Source organism: Streptomyces sp. NPDC047072 (assembly GCF_040643855.1).
Taxonomy (GTDB): Bacteria; Actinomycetota; Actinomycetes; order Streptomycetales; family Streptomycetaceae; genus Streptomyces.
This window is the reverse complement of sequence record NZ_JBEYVC010000058.1, coordinates 38781-56617: the sequence shown is the minus strand read 5'-3', so window position 1 is coordinate 56617 and position 17837 is coordinate 38781. Positions and strand designations below refer to the sequence as shown.

Genomic DNA, 17837 nt, shown 5'->3' with positions numbered 1-17837 from the left:
CAGCGCCTCTTCGCCCACGTCCCGTGGCTGCGCTCGCACCTGTTCGGCGCGGTCGAGGGGTACGGCGAGCCGGAGCAGCCGCGCGCGCTCCTCGTCGGTCAGCTCGCAGCGTTCGAGTACGGCCTCCACCGCGCCCTTGGTGATCAGCGTGTGCGTGCCCGGCCGGCCGGGGGTGCGCACGACGACCGTGGCCAGCCGGCGGGCCGGGTCGAAGGGGACGGCGCCGATCCCGTCGTACGACGTCGGCGCGTTCTCGTCGGCCGCGGCGAGCAGGGCCTCGTCGAGGGCGTCGGGGGCGGGCAGGTCGGCCAGCTGGAGCGACCACCAGGCGGCGGCCGCGGCCAGGCGCAGGACGTGGGGGTCGTCGTCTCCGGCAGCGTCGAGCGCGCGGTCGACGACGGGGTGGTCCTGGGTGAGGGTGCCGGTCTTGTCGACGCACAGGACGTCCATGGCGCCGAGGTCGTGCAGGGCGGGGAGGCGTTTGACGATCACGCCGTGGCCGCGGGCGAGCAGGGTCGCGCCGCGGGCCAGACAGGTGGTGACCAGCACCGGCAGCATCTCGGGGGTCAGCCCGACGGCCACCGCGACGGCGAACGGCAGCGTCTCCAGGCCCCGGCCGCGCAGGGCCGCGCCCGCCATGAGGACGAGCGGCGGGGTGAGGAGCATGAACCGCACGAGAATCCAGGAGACCCCGTGCACGGAACGGTCGAAGGAGCTGCGGTCGGGGCGGGCGGGACCGGTGTGGGCGCGGGCGAAGCGGGTGCGGGCGCCGGTGGCGGTGACCACGGCGGTGGCACTGCCGGTGGCCACGGCGGTGGTCTGGAAGCAGAGGTGGGGGGCGGCGAGGTGGGGCGGCTGAGGTACCTCGGGGGCGGTGGGGCGGGCCGGCAGGGGTACCTCGGGAGCGGCGGAGTGGGCCGACTCGGACACCTCAGGGGCGGCGGAGTGGGCCGACTCGGACACCTCAGGAGCGGCGAAGTAGGCCGACTCGCACACCTCAGGAGCGGCGAAGTAGACCGGCTCGGACACCTCAGGAGCGGCGAAGTAGGCCGACTCGGACACCTCAGGAGCGGCGAAGTAGGCCGACTCGGACACCTCGGAAGCGGCGAAGTAGGCGGGTCGGTGGGCCTCGGGGCCGAGGAGCGGGGGCACTTCGTCGGCCCTGGCCCCGGTCCCCGTCCCGGAGAGGGGCTGCGCATGCTTCGGGACCGGTGCCGACTCCCCCGTCAGGGTCGCCTCGCTCACCGTCAGGCCGGTCGTGCGCAGGAGGTGGACGTCGGCCGGGACGAGGTCGCCGGGGGCGAGGTGGACGACGTCGCCCGGGACCAGGTCGGACACCGGGAGTTCGCGGGCGACGGGCGGGGCGTCGGGAGTCTCGCGGCGCAGTACGGTCGCGGTGGCGGCGACCAGGTCGCGCAGCGCGGCCGTGGAGCGGTCGGCCCGGTACTCGCCGGAGGCCCGCAGCGCGCAGCTCACGACCACGAGGAAGAGGATCACCGAGGCGGTGCCCCACGCGAACACGGCCGCGGAGACGAGCCCGAGACACAGCAGCACCGCGGTGAACGGATCCTTCAGGCTCCGCGCGAACAGCCACGCCCAGGAAACCCCCCGCCGCGCCGGCACGACGTTCTCCCCAAACCGCCCCAGCCGCGCCTGCGCCTCCGCCTCGGTGAGCCCCCGGGGGCCGGTGTCGAGCTTCCGGAGCACCGCGAGAAGAGGGGGAGCACCCGGCGGATCAGGCACAGTCGGCGGAAGGGACGCGCCCACGGAAGCGACACCGCCCTGCGCTCCCGAATCCGCCCCCGGCGTCACACCCCCGTCAGCCACCGGCTCTGCGGAGTTCGCGGACCGGGGGCGCCGGTGCCGGGAGGGTGCGGGCCGTCAGTTGGCCGACCATGACGCGGACCACCGTGACGATGTCGGGGTCGTCGACGTAGTACACCTGGCGGCGCCCCTCGCGGCGGGACCGGACCAGCCCCGCGAGCTTGAGCTTCGCGAGGTGCTGGCTGACCGCGGGCAGCGCCCCGCCCACCCGGTCCGCGAGGTGGGTGACGTCGCTCTCCCCCTGCGCCAGCGCCCACATGATGTGCAGCCGGGCCGAGGAGGCGAGCAGTCCGAACGTGGCGGCCGCTTCGGCCAGCACCTGGCCGGACGGGTCCCCGAACCCGACGTCCTCCGCCACAGCGCTCTCCGTCCCGCCCTCGTCGTCACAGCCCGCACACATAACGCCCGCCCAGTGTAGGCGTCCGAACGCAGCCCGTACGCGCCCGTCCCGTGGACACCACGACGGGGAAACTTGCGCAACCCTTAAAGTGTCCGCGTGACGAACGACGACGCTGCGGGATGGGAGTCCGCCGTGCTCGACGGCGGACCTGCCGACGGGATGCGGGTGAAGGTCGCGGACCGGCCGCGGGTGCTCCAGGTGACGTATCCCTGCGAGGCGGAGTCCGCTCCGCCCGGGGTGCGGGTGGACGGGGTCTATGTGTACCGGCTCGGTCTCGGCGCCGCGGACGAGCCCCTGCGCTACGGCTTCGACATCGCCTGCCCCTGAGCCGGCCGGCCCCGGAGCGGCCGACCCCTCGTCCGGTACCGGTCCCTCCCCACGTGGGGACCGGTACCGGACGATGTGCGGTCGCGGGCCGAAGCTGCGGGCCGATCCTGCCAGCGGCACCCTCGGAGGAGGAGGTTCCGGTCCCGGATCGAGGAAGTCGCCGCAGGTCAGCCGTATAAAGTGACTTTTCCGGTCCGGATTCAGCCACAGGACAAGTAAGGGGTGGAGACCTTGAGTTCCGACTCAGGGCCACGCACGGCATTCGCGGAGCGCCTCGCGCTGCTGTACCGCGAGGCCGGAAACCCACCCCTCAAGCGGGTCTCCGAGAGCGTCGGCCGGTTGCAGCGGATCGACGAGCGGGGGCGCCCCGTCCGGGTCTCCGCCCAGCGCATCAGCGACTGGCGGCGGGCCAGGAACGTACCGGCCCAGTTCACCGTGCTCGCCGCGGTGCTGCACATCCTGATCCCCGAGGCCCGGCGGCTGCGGCCGGTGCCCGTCTCCGCCGGCCTCTACGACCTCGCCCAGTGGCAGAAGCTGTGGGAGCAGGCGCTCGCCCCGAACGCGCTCGCCCCGGAGGAGGAGCAGTCGGCCCCGGCCGGGCCCGCGCCGGTCACCGCCGTCTGCCCGTACCGGGGCCTCGCCTCCTACCGGCAGGAGGACGCCCGCTGGTTCTTCGGCCGCGACCGCAGCACCGAGGCGCTGCTCGGCCTGCTCGGCGCCACGGCCCGGACCGGCACCGGCGGCCTGGTGATGCTCGTCGGCGCCTCCGGCGCGGGCAAGTCCTCGCTCCTCAACGCCGGCCTGGTACCCGCGCTGCACACCGAGGGCCGGCCCGTCCTGCAACTGGTCCCGGGCACCGACCCGCTCAAGGAACTGCGCGCCGCCGTACCCGAACTCGAACGGGTCCTGACGGAGGATCCGGGGACCGACGGGCCGGGAGCCGACAAACCGACGCCCGACATCTCAGCGCCCCACAAGCCCGCAGCCGACGCCCCGCAGGACTTCACCACCGCCGCCCGCCACGCCCTCACCGACTGGGCGGCCCGGCAGAACGCCCCCGGCGCCGTCGTCATCGTCGACCAGTTCGAGGAGACCTTCACCCTCGCCCCGGAGGACGACCGGCACACCTTCGTCCGCCTCCTGCACGCCGCCGCCACCCCCGCCGAGCCGGGCGGCAAGCCCCCCGTCCTGGTCGTCCTCGGCGTCCGCGCCGACTTCTACGACCAGTGCCTGCTCCACCCCGAACTCGCGGACGCGCTCCAGCACCGGCACATGGTGCTCGGCCCGCTCACCACGGCGGAACTGCGCGAGGCCGTCACCGCGCCCGCCCGGGCCGTAGGACTGGAGCTCGAACCCGGGCTCGCCGAGCTGATCGTCCGCGAGGTCGGCGCGGACGGGCCGCGCGGGGCGCATGACGCGGGCGTACTGCCGCTGCTGTCGCACGCGCTGCTCGCGACCTGGCAGCGGCGGAAGGGCGTACGGCTGACGCTGGCCGGGTACCGCGCGGCCGGCGGCATCCAGGGCGCGGTCGCGGCGACCGCCGAGCGGGCCTGGTCCGGTCTGGACCCGGCGGCGCGCGAGGCGGCCCGGCTGCTGCTGCTCAGACTGGTGCGCCTCGGCGAGGACACCCAGGCCACCCGCCGCCGGGGCACCCGTCGCCGGCTCGCGGCGGAGTCGCGGGACCCGGGCAAGACGGAGGAGTCGCTGGAGGCGCTGGTGCGCGCCCGGCTGGTGACCCTCGACGCGGAGACCGTGGAGATCACCCACGAGGCGCTGCTGACCGCGTGGCCCCGGCTGCGCGAGTGGATCGACGAGGACCGCGGCGAGCATCTGCTGCGCCAGCGCCTGGAGGAGGACGGCCGCTCCTGGGAGGGCGCGAACCGCGACTCCTCGCTGCTGTACCGGGGTTCGCGCCTGGAGCAGGCGCGCAGCTGGGCGGGGTCGGCCGGGGACACGTATCTGACCCGCAGCGCGGCGGAGTTCCTGGCGGCTTCGGTACGGCTACGCAGGCGGACCGTGTGGATCGGCCGCTCGGCGGTGTCCGCGCTGGTGGTGCTGGCGATGGTGGCCGTCGGTTCGGCGGTGGTGGCCTGGCAGCAGCGCAACGACGCGGTGTTCGAGCAGGTCGTCGCGGAGGCCGACCGGGTGCAGTCCACCGACCCGTCGCTGTCCGCGCAGATCGACCTGGTCGCCCACGGTCTCAGGCCGGACGACCAGGGCACCAACAGCCGGCTGGTCTCCATCGTCAACGCCCCGCTGGCGACCCCTCTGACCGGCCACACCGGCGCCGTCTACCTGACCACGTTCAGCCCGGACGGCAGGCTGCTGGCCACCGCGAGCTACGACCGGACCGTCCGCCTGTGGGACGTGCGCGACCGCGCCCACCCGAAGCCGCTGGGCAGGCCGCTGGCCGGGGGCACGAGCTGGGTGAGCAGCGCGGTCTTCAGCCCCGACGGGAAGACCCTCGCGAGCGCCGGGGACGACGGGCTGATCCGCCGCTGGGACCTCACCGACCCGGACCGTCCGGTCTCCCTCGGCGCTCCCCTGTCCGGCCACCGCGGCACGATCTACTTCATCGCCTACAGCCCGGACGGGCGCACGCTGGCCTCCGCCGGCGAGGACCACACCGTACGGCTGTGGGACCTGCGCGACCGGGCGCGGCCCGAGCGACTCGGCGTGCTGACCGGGTCCGACGCGGCGGTGCGGTCCGTGGCGTGGAGCCCGGACGGGCAGACCCTCGCGGCGGGCGGCGACGACACCACGATCCGGCTGTGGAACGTCACCGACCCGCGCCGGCCCAGGCAGTACGGGACTCCGCTGACCGGCCACACCGCCCTGGTGCACTCGGTCGCCTTCAGCCCGGACGGCACCACGCTGGCCAGCGGCGGCGCCGACGACACCGTACGGCTGTGGGACGTGACCGATCCGGCGCACGCCGAGCCCCTCGGGTCGCCGCTGACCGGGCACACCGGGCCCATCTGGTCGGTGGCCTTCAGTCCGCAGGGGCACACGCTGGCCGCCGCGAGCGCGGACAGCACGGCGAGCCTGTGGAACGTCGCCGACCCGCGCCACCCCTCCCAGGTCGGCGAGCCGCTCGCGGGCAGCAGCGGCGAGATGTACGCGCTGGGCTTCAGCCCCGACGGCCGCACCCTCGCCACCGGCAGCGGCGACAGCACAGTGCGCCTGTGGTCGGTCCCGACGGCGGACATGGTGGGGGCGAGCGGGGCGTTCCGGCGGGACGGCAAGGTGCTCGCGACCGCCGGGCGGGACGGGCGGATCCGGCTGTGGAACGTGGCGGACCCGGCCCGGCCGGTCGCCCTGGGCAAGCCGTTCACGCCCGTGGCCGGCGACCCCGGCACCCAGGTCCTGTTCTCCCCCGACGGCCGCACCCTCGCGGTGCTCACCAGCGGCCAGGTCCACCTGTGGAACGTCACCGAGCCGGCCCGCCCCGCCCCCTACGGCCCGGCGCTCGACCTGCGCTCCCGCTTCATGGGTCCGGACGCGCTGGCGTTCAGCCCGGACGGCCGCACCCTGGCCACCGCCTACGACGACCACCGTCTCCAGCTCTGGGACGTCACCGACCCGGCCCGCCCGGTCTCCCACGGCCCGGTCGCCGGTCACAAGGGGTACATCGACGGCCTGGCCTTCAGCCCCGACGGGCACACCCTGGCCAGCGGCAGCGCGGACGGCACGATCCGGCTGTGGAAGGTGACCGACCCGGCCCGCCCGACCCCGCTCGGCAGACCGCTGACCGGGCACACCGGGCCCGTCAACGTGGTCGTCTTCAGCCCGGACGGCACCACCCTGGCCAGTGGGGGCGACGACGACACCGTACGGCTGTGGGACGTGGCCGACCCCGCGCGCGCGGAGCCCCTCGGCTCGCCGCTGACCGGGCACACCGAGGCGGTCGTGTCGCTGACCTACAGCCCCGACGGCACCACCCTGGCCAGCGGCGGCAACGACACCACGGTCCGGCTCTGGGACGTGGCCGACCCGGCGCACGCCGAACCCGTCGGACAGTCGATGAGCCCCAACGCCAGGACCGGCGACTTCCTCTCCTTCAGCCCGGGCAGCCGCATGCTCGGCGTCTCCAGCGGCGCGGACACCATCCGGCTCTGGAACCTGGACGTGTCCGACGCGATCCGCCGCATCTGCGCGAGCACCGGAAACGTCCTGACGGAGCAGAAATGGCGGGAGTACCTGCCGAGACTCTCCTACGACCCTCCGTGCGATCCGTGACCCGCGGTGCGCGGGGCCGCCTTACTGAACCGCATGACGTGATCCCGATCACAACTGCGGGTAACAGCCGAGCAGTCCGCTCCCGCTGTTCCTGCGGCCTTGTTAGTGTTGGCCATAGCCCGACCGCTGGTGCATCCCCCGTCGCCAGCGGTCGGGCGTTTCACTGCCCCGGGCCCTGCTTGTCGAAGTCGAGGTCGAGCATCCGGATCGCGTTGCCCCGCATCAGCTTGTAGACCACGTCGTCCGGCAGCCCGGCCACGTGCTCCTCGGCGACCTGCTTGGTGTGCGGCCAGGTGGAGTCGACGTGCGGGTAGTCGGTCTCGAAGGTCGCGTTGTCCACACCGACCGTCTCGATCGCCTCGATGCCGTGCCGGTCCCGGAAGAAGCAGCAGAAGATCTGGCGGTAGTAGTACGTCGACGGCGGCTCCGGGATCAGGTCCTTGACCCCGCCCCAGGCCCGGTGCTCCTCCCAGACGTCGTCGGCGCGTTCCAGGGCGTACGGGATCCAGCCCATCTGCCCTTCGCTGTACGCCAGTTTCAGCCGCGGGAACTTCACCAGCACCCCGCTGAACAGGAAGTCCATCATCGAGGCCATGGCGTTGTTGAAGGAGAGCGAGGCCTGGACGGCGGGCGGGGCGTCGGGGGAGGCGGCCGGCATCTGGGAGCTGCTGCCGATGTGCATGTTGACCACGGTCCCGGTCTCCTGGCAGGCCGCGAAGAACGGGTCCCAGTAGCCGGAGTGGATGGACGGCAGCCCCAGATAGGTGGGGATCTCGCTGAAGGTGACGGCCCGTACGCCCCGTTCGGCGTTGCGCCGGATCTCCTGGACGGCCAGCTCGACGTCCCACAGCGGGATCAGGCACAGCGGGATCAGCCGGCCGCCGCTGTCCCCGCACCACTCCTCGACCATCCAGTCGTTGTAGGCGCGCACACAGGCGAGGCCGACCTCCTTGTCCTTGGCCTCGGCGAAGGTCTGCCCGCAGAAGCGGGGGAAGGTCGGGAAGCACAGGGAGGCCTCGACGTGGTTCATCTCCATGTCCTGGAGCCGGGCCTTGGGATCCCAGCACCCCTGGCGCATCTGCTCCCGGGTGATCCCGTCGAGCGTCATCTCGTCCCGCGAGAACCCGACGGCCGCGATGATCCGCTTGTACGGGAAGAGCTCCCCCTCGTACTCCCACCAGTCGGTGAGCTGCCCCTCCGGATCCGTGGTGAACCGGTACTTCCCCCCGACGTACGCGAGCTCCCCGATCCCGGCGGTCAACGGCTTGGGCCCCCGGTCCCGGTACTTGGCGGGAAGCCACGTCTCGAAAAGATGCGCGGGCTCGATCACGTGGTCGTCCACGCTGATGACTCTGGGCAGTTCGGTGGCGCCGCTCATGGCATGCCCCCTAGCCGATATCTGATGGACCGTCAGATCGCAGGCTAGGGGCGGCGCCTTATAACAGCAAGTACTGCAACCCACCTAGGGGCGCGGGGAACTGCGCGACCAGCCACAACGGCGCGGCACCCGCCACACAACACCCGGCCCCTCCCCCTTAGGCTCCCGACGACGCCGCCGCCACCGCCGCCCGCGCGCGAGCGCGAAACGCCTCCAACTTGTCCACCGGTTCCTTCAACTGCCGACTCCGGTTCCGCACACTCACGTCGTGCCCCGCGGCAGCGCGCCGCAGCGCCCCCACCGTCGCCTCCTCCCGAGGCACATGGGCGAACGGATCGAACGAGTACCACCGCATCGCGTTCTCGTGGGTCATCTTCACGACGTCGACATCCGGCACCCCACACTCGGTCAGCACCCCATGCAACTGCTCCGGCGCGTCCGGCCACAGCGAGTCGCTGTGCGGATAGTCGCCCTCCCAGCAGATGTTGTCGATCCCGATGTCATGCCGCAGCCGAACCCCGAGCCGGTCGGTGATGAAGCACGTCAGGAAGTGCTCCCGGAACACCTCGGACGGCAGCTTCCCGCCGAAGTCCTGGAGCGTCCACGTCGCGTGCATCTCGAAGGTGCGGTCGACGCGCTCCAGGAAGTAGGGGATCCACCCGGTACCGCCCTCCGACAGGGCGATCTTCAGATCCGGGAACTCCTTCAGCGTCCGCGACCACAGCAGATCCGCCGCCGCCTGCACGAGGTTGATCGGCTGGAGCGTGATCATCACGTCCGGCGGCGAGTCCACGGCCGGGATCGCGAGCCGCCCCGAGGAGCCGATGTGTACCGAGAGGACCGTCTGCGTGTCGCAGGCCGCCTGCCACACCGGGTTCCAGTACGGGTCGTGGAAGCTCGGATAGCCGAGCGCGGCCGGGTTCTCCGGGAACGTCATGGAGTGACAGCCCTTGGCCGCGACCCGCCGTATCTCCGCCGCGGTCAGCTCGGCGCTCCAGATCGCCGGCAGCGCCATCGGGATGAAGCGCCCCGGATACGCCCCGCACCACTCGTCGATGTGCCAGTCGTTGTACGCCCGCACCAGCGCGAGCGAGAAGTCGGAGTCCTCGGTGGCGAACAGCCGTGCCGAGAAGCCGGGGAAGGACGGGAAGTTCATCTGCGCGAGGACCCCGCCGGCGTTCATGTCCTTGATGCGCTCGTGGACGTCGTAGCAGCCGGGCCGGATCTCGTCCATGCCCTGCGGGTCGAGGCCGTACTCCTCCTTGGGCCGCCCGGCGACCGCGTTGAGCGCGGCGTTGCCCACGGTGCTGTCCCGGAACTGCCACGCGTCACTGCCGTCCTCGCGGTGGACGAGCTTGGGCGCGTCGTCCAGATACCGCTTCGGCAGGTGGTTCACGAAGATGTCCGGCGGCTCGATGATGTGGTCGTCCACGCTGATCAGGATGAGGTCGTCCCGCTCCATCACGGTTCCCTTCGCTGCGCGCGCCGTACGGAATGCAGATTCCCGCTCTCGCGATGTGAAAATTACATTCTCGGAGAACGGGAATCAAGCATTCGGACGGAACGATCAGCGGGAGAGCCTCCGGGCGAACAGCTCCAGCAGCGCGGCCCAGTGACGGTCCGTCGCCTCCGCGCCGTACATCGCCGTGTCGGCCTGGGTGAAGCCGTGGTGGGCGCCCTCGTAGACCTCGCTGCGGTGCGCGACGCCCGCCTCGGTGAGGGACTTCTCCAGCCGGTCGATCTGCTCGGCGGGGTTGGTGGAGTCGTTGTCGGCGTGGCCGAAGTACAGCTCCGCGGTGATGTGTCCGGCGAGCAGGTGGGGGCTGTCGGGGGCGTCCGTGGCGAGGTGGGCGCCGTGGAAGCCGGCCGCCGCGGCGACCCGGCCGGGGTGGGTGCCGGCGGTGCGCAGAGCCAGGCCCGCACCCATGCAGTAGCCGGTGACACCCACGGGCCCGTCCGTGGTCAGCGCCGAGTCCTCCAGCCACTCCAGGTACACGGCCGCGTCCCGCATCGCGCCCTCGGGCGTGAGGGTGCGCGCGGCCGGGCCGATGCTCTGGATGATCTCCGGCCGCTCGGCGGGGTTGATGAAGTCGGGCAGCTCCACGACGGGCGCGGGCCCGAACCGGTAGAAGACGTTGGGCACGAGGACGGTGTAGCCCTCGGCCGCCAGCCGGTCCGCCATCGACTTCAGGTGCGGGCGCAGCCCGAAGGCGTCCATGTAGAGCAGGACGGCGGGGTGCGGAGCGCCATCGTCGGGGTGCGCCAGGTAGGCGTCGACCGTGCCGTCGGGGGTGGTGATGTCGATCATGGGCATACGAGAGGTCTCCTACGACTGCGACTGCGACTGGATCAGTTCTTCGACACGGGCGGCCGGCACCGGGACTCCCCGCGACGGGAAGAACCACCGCTGCCCGTCCTCCGCACTCAGCCCCTGAGGCCGCTCCCCCATGTACGGCTGCACGAAGGCGGGGTTGCCGGGCGCCGAGCGCTCCGCTGGAAGTGCCGCGTCGTGCCGTCGTTGGTCCGCGGCGCCGTCGTGGCTGGTCGCGCAGTTCCCCGCGCCCCTTAGCGGCGCTGCCGAACCGCAGTCGACTTGACCAAGTCCGCTTGGGCCCCCGCTGTCGGCGAGGAACCCGTCGCCGACACCGTCGTAGCCGAGGGCGTCGAGCAGCACGCTGCGAGCGGCTCCGCCGGGGCCGCAGTCCCCCGTCGGTGGTTGCCGGCCGGTCTCGACCAGGGGCTCCTGCACCCACCCAGGGCGCGGGGCTGTATCGATATGCGGCTCCGCCGCGTGGGCGCGACCGGCCACGACGAACCCGCACTCGCCGGACGGCACGACGGGGCACATTCGAAGGCGCCCGGCCCGCCCAGCGGAGCGTACGGCGGCGAGGACCAAGTCCGCCTCGGCCGCCTGCCCGACCGTGCCCGCGCGCGCCCGCTCGCCGAGTTCACCGACGAGCCCGGTGAGGCTCTCCGGGCCGCGGGAGTTGCTCACCACCACGTCCAGTCCGGCGGCGACGGCGAGCCGGGCCACCGCGCCGCCGATCATGCCGCTGCCGATGATGCCGACGGTCTGGGCCATAAGGGTGCGGCCTCCTGGAGGCGAGTGCTGGATGTGGAACTGAGTGTCACGCTAGCCACTGAGATCCACTCCTGCAAGTGCGGTCCGGTACGGGCGTTACGATCGGCGGGTGACCGCAGCAGGACGTACGACCACCAGAGACATCGCCCGGGCCGCCGTACGCGCGGAACTGGCCGCCGTGGCCTTCGAGCTGTTCCGCCGCGAGGGCTTCGACAAGGTGACGCTCGACGACCTCGCCGCGGCCGCCGGGGTCTCCCGCAGCACCTTCCTGCGCTACTTCGGCACCAAGGAGGACGCCGTGCTCGGCGCCTTCGAGGGCCAGGACCGCAAGGTCGCCGACGCCCTGCGCGCCCGTCCCGCGGACGAGGCGGACTGGCCGGCGCTGCGGCACGCCCTCGACTCGGTCATCGGCCGCTACCGCGAGGACCCGGCGGGCGCCCTGGCCACCACCCGGCTCGTCTACGACACCCCGTCGCTGTGCGCCCGGCACCTGGAGAAACAGCACAGCTGGCGGCCCGCCCTGGCCCGGGCCCTCGCCGACCGCGCGGGCACCGAGGGCCCCCCGACCCTCGCCCAGTCCGCCCGCGCGGGCGCCGCCCTGAACTGCCTCAACGTCGCCCTCGACCACTGGACCGCCTCGGACGGCCGCCTGAACCTGATCACCCTCCTGGACGAGGCGTTCGCGGCCCTGGGGTGAGGCCCGGTCAGGTGTTCCAGGTCTCGTCGTACGGGTCGGCCGGAGTCTTGACCGGCTTCGCCGAGGTGACCTGGAGGAAGGGGATCGGGCCGCCGTTGACGGGGTCCTTGGCCCGCTTCGTGGTGAACGTGCCGGTGACCTCGAGCCAGCCGTCCGGCCGCAGGACCGGCGGGAGCTTCCCGGCCAGGCCGACCTTCACCGGCTGGGCGTCCGCCGCACAGCAGTTGAGGGCCATCCGCACCAGGTAGGGCGCGCCGGAGTGGTCCAGCGCGACGAAGCCGGTGACGACGATCTGCCGTCCGGCGAGTCCCTGCCCGTGCTCGTAGACGGCACGGGTCGCGTAGTCCACCAGGTTCAGACGCAGGGGGCCGCTCGCGGGCAGCTTCTGATAGCCGTACGACTGCTGCAGGGCCGTACCCGTGCGCATGGCGCTGTAGGAGCCGAGGGCGGGCGGGGCGACGAGGATCAGGGCGAAGAGGGGGAGGACCAGGAGCCAGGAGACCCGGGGTTCGGGGTGGGAGTGCTCGTGCGTGTCCCTCCTGGAACGCCACTCGTACCAGGCCGTCGCCAGCGCCGTCACCATCAGGACCGCACCGGCCGCCACGACCAGCGGTTGCAGGCCCGCCTTGACGTAACGGAGATAGAGGTCGGTCGTGCCCGCGTGCAGCAGGGCCGCGCCGAGGAGGAACAGGACCGCCGACTGCGCCTGCCGGTTCACAGGATCACCCACCCGGTCAGGACCGAACCCACGATCGCGAGGGCGAGCGTGGCCGGGGCGAACCGCAGCGCGAAGGCGCGGCCGAAGGTGCCGGTCTGCATCGCGAACAGCTTGAGGTCGATCATCGGGCCGACGACCAGGAAGGTCAGCTTGGCGGTCATCGAGAACTGGGTCAGCGAGGCCGCCACGAACGCGTCCGCCTCCGAGCAGATCGACAGCACCACGGCGAGCGCGGCGAGGGCGAGGACCGCGATCACCGGGTTCTCCGCCGCCGTACGCAGCCAGGTCTGCGGGACCACGGCCTTCAGGGTGGCCGCGGCCATCGCGCCGACGACCAGGAAGCCGCCCGCGTGCATCACGTCGTGCCGCACCGAGCCCCAGAAGGCCGCGCCCTTGCCCTGGCCCTCGTAGGACTCCCGGGCCGGGGCCTTGATCAGGTCGGTGCGGCCGAGGCGCAGCCACAGCCAGCCCATCGCGCACGCCACCAGCAGGCTCGCGACCAGCCGTCCCACCACCATCTCGGGGTTGCGCGGGAAGGCGACGGCGGTCGCGGTCAGCACGATCGGGTTGATCGCCGGGGCGGAGAGCAGGAAGGCGAGGGCGGCGGCCGGGGTGACGCCCCGGCGCACCAGCGCGCCCGCCACCGGCACCGACGCGCACTCGCAGCCCGGCAGCACGACGCCCGCCGCGCCCGCGACCGGCACCGCGAGGGCGGGGTTCTTCGGCAGCGCGCGGGCGAAGAACGACGGCGGCACGAACACCGCGATCGCCGCGGAGAGCAGCACGCCGAGCACCAGGAACGGCAGCGCCTGTACGAGCACGGCGACGAACACCGTCATCCAGCTCTGCATCACCGGCGCGCCGAGCGCCTGCCGGATGGGGTTCTGCAGCAGCACGACCAGGAGCATCAACAGGGTGAGGACGAGCGGGGAGTTCAGCCGCTGGTCCTTCTTCGGGTGCCCCTCCGCGGGGCCGTCCGGCGGCGGGGCTTCGCGCTCGTCGGCAGCCGGCGGGGCTGCTTTGGTGATGGCCACGGGCGAGGTACCTCCGGGTATGCGGGACTCCCTGTCAGGCGGTACGGCGGCCGGTGCGGGGTCGTTCAGTCCTTTCTGGAACCAGACGTCTCTTTGGGGCACTCTTTTCCCTCGTGGGGAGCGTTCCGAATCAGGGTGCACCGGGTGGAGACATGGTCGCGCACATGGTGGTGTGCGGCGACGACGGTCTCGCCCACCGGCTGGCCGCCGAACTCCGGCATGTCTACGGCGAGCAGGTCACCCTCGTCGTACCCGCCTCCGAACGGTCCGTACGGCCCCCGGTGGTGGGCCGCGCCCGGGCCGCGTCGGCGCTGCTCGACCGGATGGTGACGGCGGCCGTGGGCCGGACCGGCAACGGGGGCACAGCCGGGAGCGCGGGCGTCACCGCCGAACCCCCGGGCGGTGTACGGGTGATGGAGGCCCCCGAGCCCAGCGAGACCGCGCTCGCCGAGGCCGGCGTGGAGCGCGCGGACGCGCTCGCGCTCGTGTACGACGACGACGAGACCAACATCCGCGCCGCCCTCACCGCCCGCCGCCTCAACCCCCGGCTGCGGCTGGTCCTGCGCCTCTACAACCGGCGCCTGGGCCAGCACATCGAGGAACTCCTCGACCAGGCCGCCGCGTTGGCCGCCGGTGGCTCGGCCGGCGCCGGCTTCGACGCCTCCACGACCGTGCTCTCCGACGCCGACACGGCCGCGCCCGCGCTCGCCGCCACCGCCCTCACCGGCACCAGCAAGGTCCTCCAGACCGGCGGACTGCTGCTGCGGGCGGTCGAACGGCCCCCGGCCCAGGCCGGGGTGAGCACCGACCCCGGCCTCGCCACCCTCGCCCTGCTCTCCCCGACGGACGGCACCGACCCCGGCGGCGACCAGGGCCCCGCGCTGCTGCCGGACGCGGCGACGGTCCGGGCCGGCGACGACCGCGGGACCGTGGTCCTGGAGCAGGTGTCGTACGCCGGACCCGCCCTGCCCGTCGGACGCGGTGTGATGCCGTGGTTCGGCTCGCTGTTCTCACGGCGGCTGCGGTGGTCGCTGGCCGGGATGGTCGGGTGCGTGGTGGCGCTCGCCGTCGCGCTGTGGCTGGTGACCGGTATCCATCCGCTACGGGCCTTCTACCTGACCCTCCTCGACCTGTTCGCCATCGACGACCCGGCGATCGGCGAGTCCGTGGGCCGCCAGATCCTCCAACTCCTCTCCGGCCTGGTCGGGTTGCTCCTCCTCCCGGTGCTCCTCGCGGCGGTCCTGGAGGCGCTCGGCACCTTCCGTACCGCGGGCGGCCTGCGCAAGCCGCCCCGCGGTCTCGGCGGCCATGTCGTGCTGCTCGGCCTCGGCAAGATCGGCACCCGGGTGCTGACCCGGCTGCGGGAGCTGAACATCCCCGTGGTCTGCGTCGAGTCCGACCCCGAGGCCCGCGGCCTCGCCGTCGCCCGCCGGCTGCGGGTGCCGGTCGTCCTCGGCGACGTCACCCAGGACGGCGTCCTGGAAGCCGCCAAGATCCACCGCGCCCACGCCCTGCTCGCGGTGACCAGCGCGGACACCACGAACCTGGAGGCGGTCCTGTACGCCCGCGCGGTCCGCCCCGACCTCCGGGTCGTCCTGCGCCTGTACGACGACGACTTCTCCACGGCGGTCTACCGCACCCTGCGCGCCGCCCACCCCCTCGCCTCCACCCGCAGCCGCAGCGTCTCCCACCTGGCCGCCCCCGCCTTCGCCGGCGCGATGATGGGCCGCCAGATCCTGGGCGCGTTCCCGGTGGAACGCCGGGTCCTGCTCTTCGCGGCGGTGGAGGTGGCGGGCCACCCCCAACTGGAGGGCAGAAGGGTGGGCGAGGCGTTCAGGGCGGGTTCGTGGAGGGTCCTGGCCTTGGAAACGGACGGGACCTTGGTGTGGGACCTCCCGGACACCTACGTACTGCGCAACACGGACAGGGTGCTGCTGGCAGCCACAAGACGGGGTCTGGCAGAACTGCTAGGCCGCAGGCCCAGGACACCCACCGCTTAGGGGCGCGGGGAACTGCGCGACCAGCCCCCACACACCCGCACCCGACGAACTACCCCAAATACCGAGCAGCGAAGTCCAGTTCAAGCCGAACCTGCTTGATCCGCTCGTCCACCACCAACGACCCGTGCCCGGCGTCATACCGATACACCTCGTGCACCGCCCCCCGCGCCTCCAGCCGCTTCACGTAGTTGTCGATCTGCCGGATCGGGCACCGAGGATCGTTGACCCCCGCGGAGATGTACACCGGCGCCTTCACCTGGTCCACGTACGTCAACGGCGACGACGCCTCGAACCGCTCCGGCACCTCCTCCGGCGTACCCCCGAGAAGCGTCCGGTCCATCGCCTTCAGCGCCTCCATCTCGTCGTGGTACGCCGTCACATAGTCCGCGACCGGCACCGCGGCGATCCCCACGGTCCACAGCTCCGGCTGCGTCCCCAGCCCGAGCAGCGTGAGATACCCGCCCCACGAGCCACCGGTGAGCACCAGACGCGAGGGATCGGCGAGCCCCGAATCCACCGCCCACGACCGCACCGCCGCGATGTCCTCCAGCTCGATCAGCCCGACCCGGTGTTTCAGCGCGTCCGTCCAGGCCCGCCCGTATCCCGTGGAGCCCCGGTAGTTGACCCGCACCACCGCGTACCCGTGGTCCACCCACGCCGCCGGTCCCGCCGCGAACGAGTCGCTGTCGTGCCAGGTCGGACCGCCGTGGATGTCGAAGACCGTCGGCAACGGCCCCGACACACCCGCCGGCTTCTGGACCAGCGCGTGGATCCGGCCGCCGGGCCCCTCCACCCACGCGTCCTCCACCGCCACCGACCCCGGCGACTTCAGACCGGGCGGGTCGAGAACGACCGCGCCGGACGTCGACCGCACCGCCGACGGCTCGGCTGACGAGGACCACAGGTACTCCACGCTGCCGTCGGGCCGGGCCGTCGCCCCGGAGACCGAGCCGGGCGGGGTGGGCACCTTCTCCAGGGCGCGGCTCGCCAGGTCGTACCGGAACAGCTCGCTGCGGGCCTCGAAGCTGTGCGCGATCAGCAGGCCCGTGCCGTCGGGGTACCACTCGGCGCCGACATCACCGGGCAGGTCCAGGACGAGGTCGGTCTCCTCGCCGGTCGCCACGTCCCACACCAGCGGCTCCCAGCGGCCCCGGCGCTGGTGGCCGACGAGCAGCCGGGTGTCGCCGTCGACCGGTGCGAAGCCGAGGACCTCCAGGCCCAGCTCCTCGGTGCCGTCCTTGGTGTCGTCGAGTTCGGTGACCGCCGTGCCGTCGAGGCGGACGACGCGCAGCGCGGAGTGCATCGCGTCGCCGTGCTCGGTGTGCTCGATCGCGATCAGCGAGCCGTCGTGGGAGAGGTCTCCGACGCCCGCCGACTCGCGGTGGCGGTAGATCTCCACGGGGTCCTCGCCGGTGCGCACGACATAGATCGTGGTGCCGTCCTCGTCGGTGGAGCGGCCCACCACCGCCGTACGACCGTCCCGGCCGAGGGCCAGGCCCGCGGGATAGGAGGCCTCCAGGCCCGGCGCGGCGAGCTCGTCGGGGCCGCCCTCGAAGGGCTGGCGGCGCCAGACGCCGAACTCGTCGCCGTCCTTGTCGTCGAACCACCACACGGACGCGCCGTCCGGGGAGAGCACGCCGTCCGTCGTGCCGTTCGGCCGGTCCGTGACCTGGCGCTGCTCGCCGGTCGCTCTGTCCCAGGCGTACAGCTCGTACGTCCCGGTGGCGTTGGACACGAACAAGGAGCGGTCGGGGGCGTCCTCCGCCCAGTCGGGCAGGGACACCCGGGGCGCCCGGAAGCGCTTCTCCCAGTCCGGCATCTCGTCGTTCCGCTCGGCCGCGGCGGTCCCGTTGCTCTCAGTCATGACCCCATACTGCCTGCCCTCACAGACAATGCACTGGCGGGGCCCCCAGCCTGTGGAAAACTTCTACCGGCCGCTTACCCAAACCCCTTCCGACCTGGTCCAACAGCCCAGGCGTCGGCCGTGGCCCGTGACTGGAGCGCGTTCACGGACACCCTCGCCGCGGACGTCGTCTACACCCTGCCGCCGTGCGAGCCCCCGGCGGGCCGGGACCACCTGACCGAGCGCTTCTGACCCCGCGCCCCGGCCCCCGAGGGCGCCCCCGTACCGTGGAGGT

At 72.8% G+C, this 17837-nt stretch carries 13 protein-coding genes; 4 read left to right on the top strand and 9 right to left on the bottom strand.

Annotation, left to right across the window (positions count from 1 at the left end; all coding sequences use genetic code 11):
• On the bottom strand, positions 1 to 1743 hold a 1743-nt coding region (locus tag ABZ896_RS24325), incomplete at its 3' end, for a cation-transporting P-type ATPase (protein ID WP_360932752.1).
• 76 nt (positions 1744 to 1819) lie between these two features.
• Positions 1820 to 2224, bottom strand: coding sequence for a metalloregulator ArsR/SmtB family transcription factor (locus tag ABZ896_RS24320; protein ID WP_360932749.1), 405 nt, complete (start codon positions 2222 to 2224; stop codon positions 1820 to 1822).
• A 96-nt stretch (positions 2225 to 2320) separates the two neighbouring features.
• Here ABZ896_RS24320 and ABZ896_RS24315 point away from each other — a divergent pair, with 96 nt between their 5' ends.
• Positions 2321 to 2551 carry a hypothetical protein gene (locus ABZ896_RS24315; RefSeq protein WP_360932765.1) on the top strand — a complete coding sequence of 77 codons (231 nt, stop codon included), beginning with the start codon at positions 2321 to 2323 and terminating at the stop codon, positions 2549 to 2551.
• Between the two features lie 222 nt (positions 2552 to 2773).
• Positions 2774 to 6790 (top strand): AAA family ATPase, encoded by a 4017-nt coding sequence (locus ABZ896_RS24310; RefSeq protein WP_360932747.1) that lies wholly within the window; start codon positions 2774 to 2776, stop codon positions 6788 to 6790.
• Between the two features lie 160 nt (positions 6791 to 6950).
• On the opposite strand, the gene ABZ896_RS24305 is transcribed toward ABZ896_RS24310, so the two are convergent.
• The 4 genes from ABZ896_RS24305 to ABZ896_RS24290 form a co-directional block, all read right to left on the bottom strand.
• Positions 6951 to 8168, bottom strand: a complete 1218-nt coding sequence (locus ABZ896_RS24305; protein ID WP_360932745.1) for an amidohydrolase family protein — start codon at positions 8166 to 8168, stop codon at positions 6951 to 6953.
• A gap of 157 nt (positions 8169 to 8325) precedes the next feature.
• Positions 8326 to 9630, bottom strand: a complete 1305-nt coding sequence (locus ABZ896_RS24300) for an amidohydrolase family protein (RefSeq protein WP_360932742.1) — start codon at positions 9628 to 9630, stop codon at positions 8326 to 8328.
• Positions 9631 to 9735: 105 nt separating this feature from the next.
• On the bottom strand, positions 9736 to 10482 hold the full coding sequence (locus ABZ896_RS24295) for a dienelactone hydrolase family protein (protein WP_360932739.1): 747 nt from the start codon (positions 10480 to 10482) through the stop codon (positions 9736 to 9738).
• Positions 10483 to 10494: 12 nt separating this feature from the next.
• Positions 10495 to 11283, bottom strand: coding sequence for an NAD(P)-binding domain-containing protein (locus ABZ896_RS24290; RefSeq protein WP_360932762.1), 789 nt, complete (start codon positions 11281 to 11283; stop codon positions 10495 to 10497).
• A 76-nt stretch (positions 11284 to 11359) separates the two neighbouring features.
• Here ABZ896_RS24290 and ABZ896_RS24285 point away from each other — a divergent pair, with 76 nt between their 5' ends.
• On the top strand, positions 11360 to 11947 hold the full coding sequence (locus ABZ896_RS24285) for a TetR family transcriptional regulator (RefSeq protein ID WP_360932736.1): 588 nt from the start codon (positions 11360 to 11362) through the stop codon (positions 11945 to 11947).
• A gap of 7 nt (positions 11948 to 11954) precedes the next feature.
• On the opposite strand, the gene ABZ896_RS24280 is transcribed toward ABZ896_RS24285, so the two are convergent.
• A complete protein-coding gene (locus ABZ896_RS24280) occupies positions 11955 to 12665 on the bottom strand; it encodes a TIGR03943 family protein (RefSeq protein ID WP_360932733.1) in 711 nt (236 codons plus the stop codon).
• Positions 12662 to 13699 (bottom strand): permease, encoded by a 1038-nt coding sequence (locus ABZ896_RS24275; protein ID WP_360932730.1) that lies wholly within the window; start codon positions 13697 to 13699, stop codon positions 12662 to 12664. Before ABZ896_RS24275 ends, ABZ896_RS24280 begins: the two co-directional genes overlap by 4 nt.
• Positions 13700 to 13863: 164 nt before the next feature.
• Between ABZ896_RS24275 and ABZ896_RS24270 the strand changes: the two genes are divergently transcribed.
• Positions 13864 to 15699 carry an NAD-binding protein gene (locus ABZ896_RS24270; protein WP_360932760.1) on the top strand — a complete coding sequence of 612 codons (1836 nt, stop codon included), beginning with the start codon at positions 13864 to 13866 and terminating at the stop codon, positions 15697 to 15699.
• A 49-nt stretch (positions 15700 to 15748) separates the two neighbouring features.
• On the opposite strand, the gene ABZ896_RS24265 is transcribed toward ABZ896_RS24270, so the two are convergent.
• Positions 15749 to 17563 carry a prolyl oligopeptidase family serine peptidase gene (locus ABZ896_RS24265; protein WP_360932727.1) on the bottom strand — a complete coding sequence of 605 codons (1815 nt, stop codon included), beginning with the start codon at positions 17561 to 17563 and terminating at the stop codon, positions 15749 to 15751.
• Between the last annotated feature and the right edge of the window lie 274 nt (positions 17564 to 17837).

Excerpts from the sequence above, each read along its gene's own strand:
- ABZ896_RS24295 (WP_360932739.1), bottom strand. The coding sequence starts at position 10,482 with ATGCCCATGATCGACATCACCACCCCCGACGGCACGGTCGACGCCTAC.
- ABZ896_RS24270 (WP_360932760.1), top strand. The coding sequence starts at position 13,864 with ATGGTGGTGTGCGGCGACGACGGTCTCGCCCACCGGCTGGCCGCCGAA.
- ABZ896_RS24320 (WP_360932749.1), bottom strand. The coding sequence starts at position 2,224 with ATGTGTGCGGGCTGTGACGACGAGGGCGGGACGGAGAGCGCTGTGGCG.
- ABZ896_RS24305 (WP_360932745.1), bottom strand. The coding sequence starts at position 8,168 with ATGAGCGGCGCCACCGAACTGCCCAGAGTCATCAGCGTGGACGACCAC.
- ABZ896_RS24300 (WP_360932742.1), bottom strand. The coding sequence starts at position 9,630 with ATGGAGCGGGACGACCTCATCCTGATCAGCGTGGACGACCACATCATC.
- ABZ896_RS24265 (WP_360932727.1), bottom strand. The coding sequence starts at position 17,563 with ATGACTGAGAGCAACGGGACCGCCGCGGCCGAGCGGAACGACGAGATG.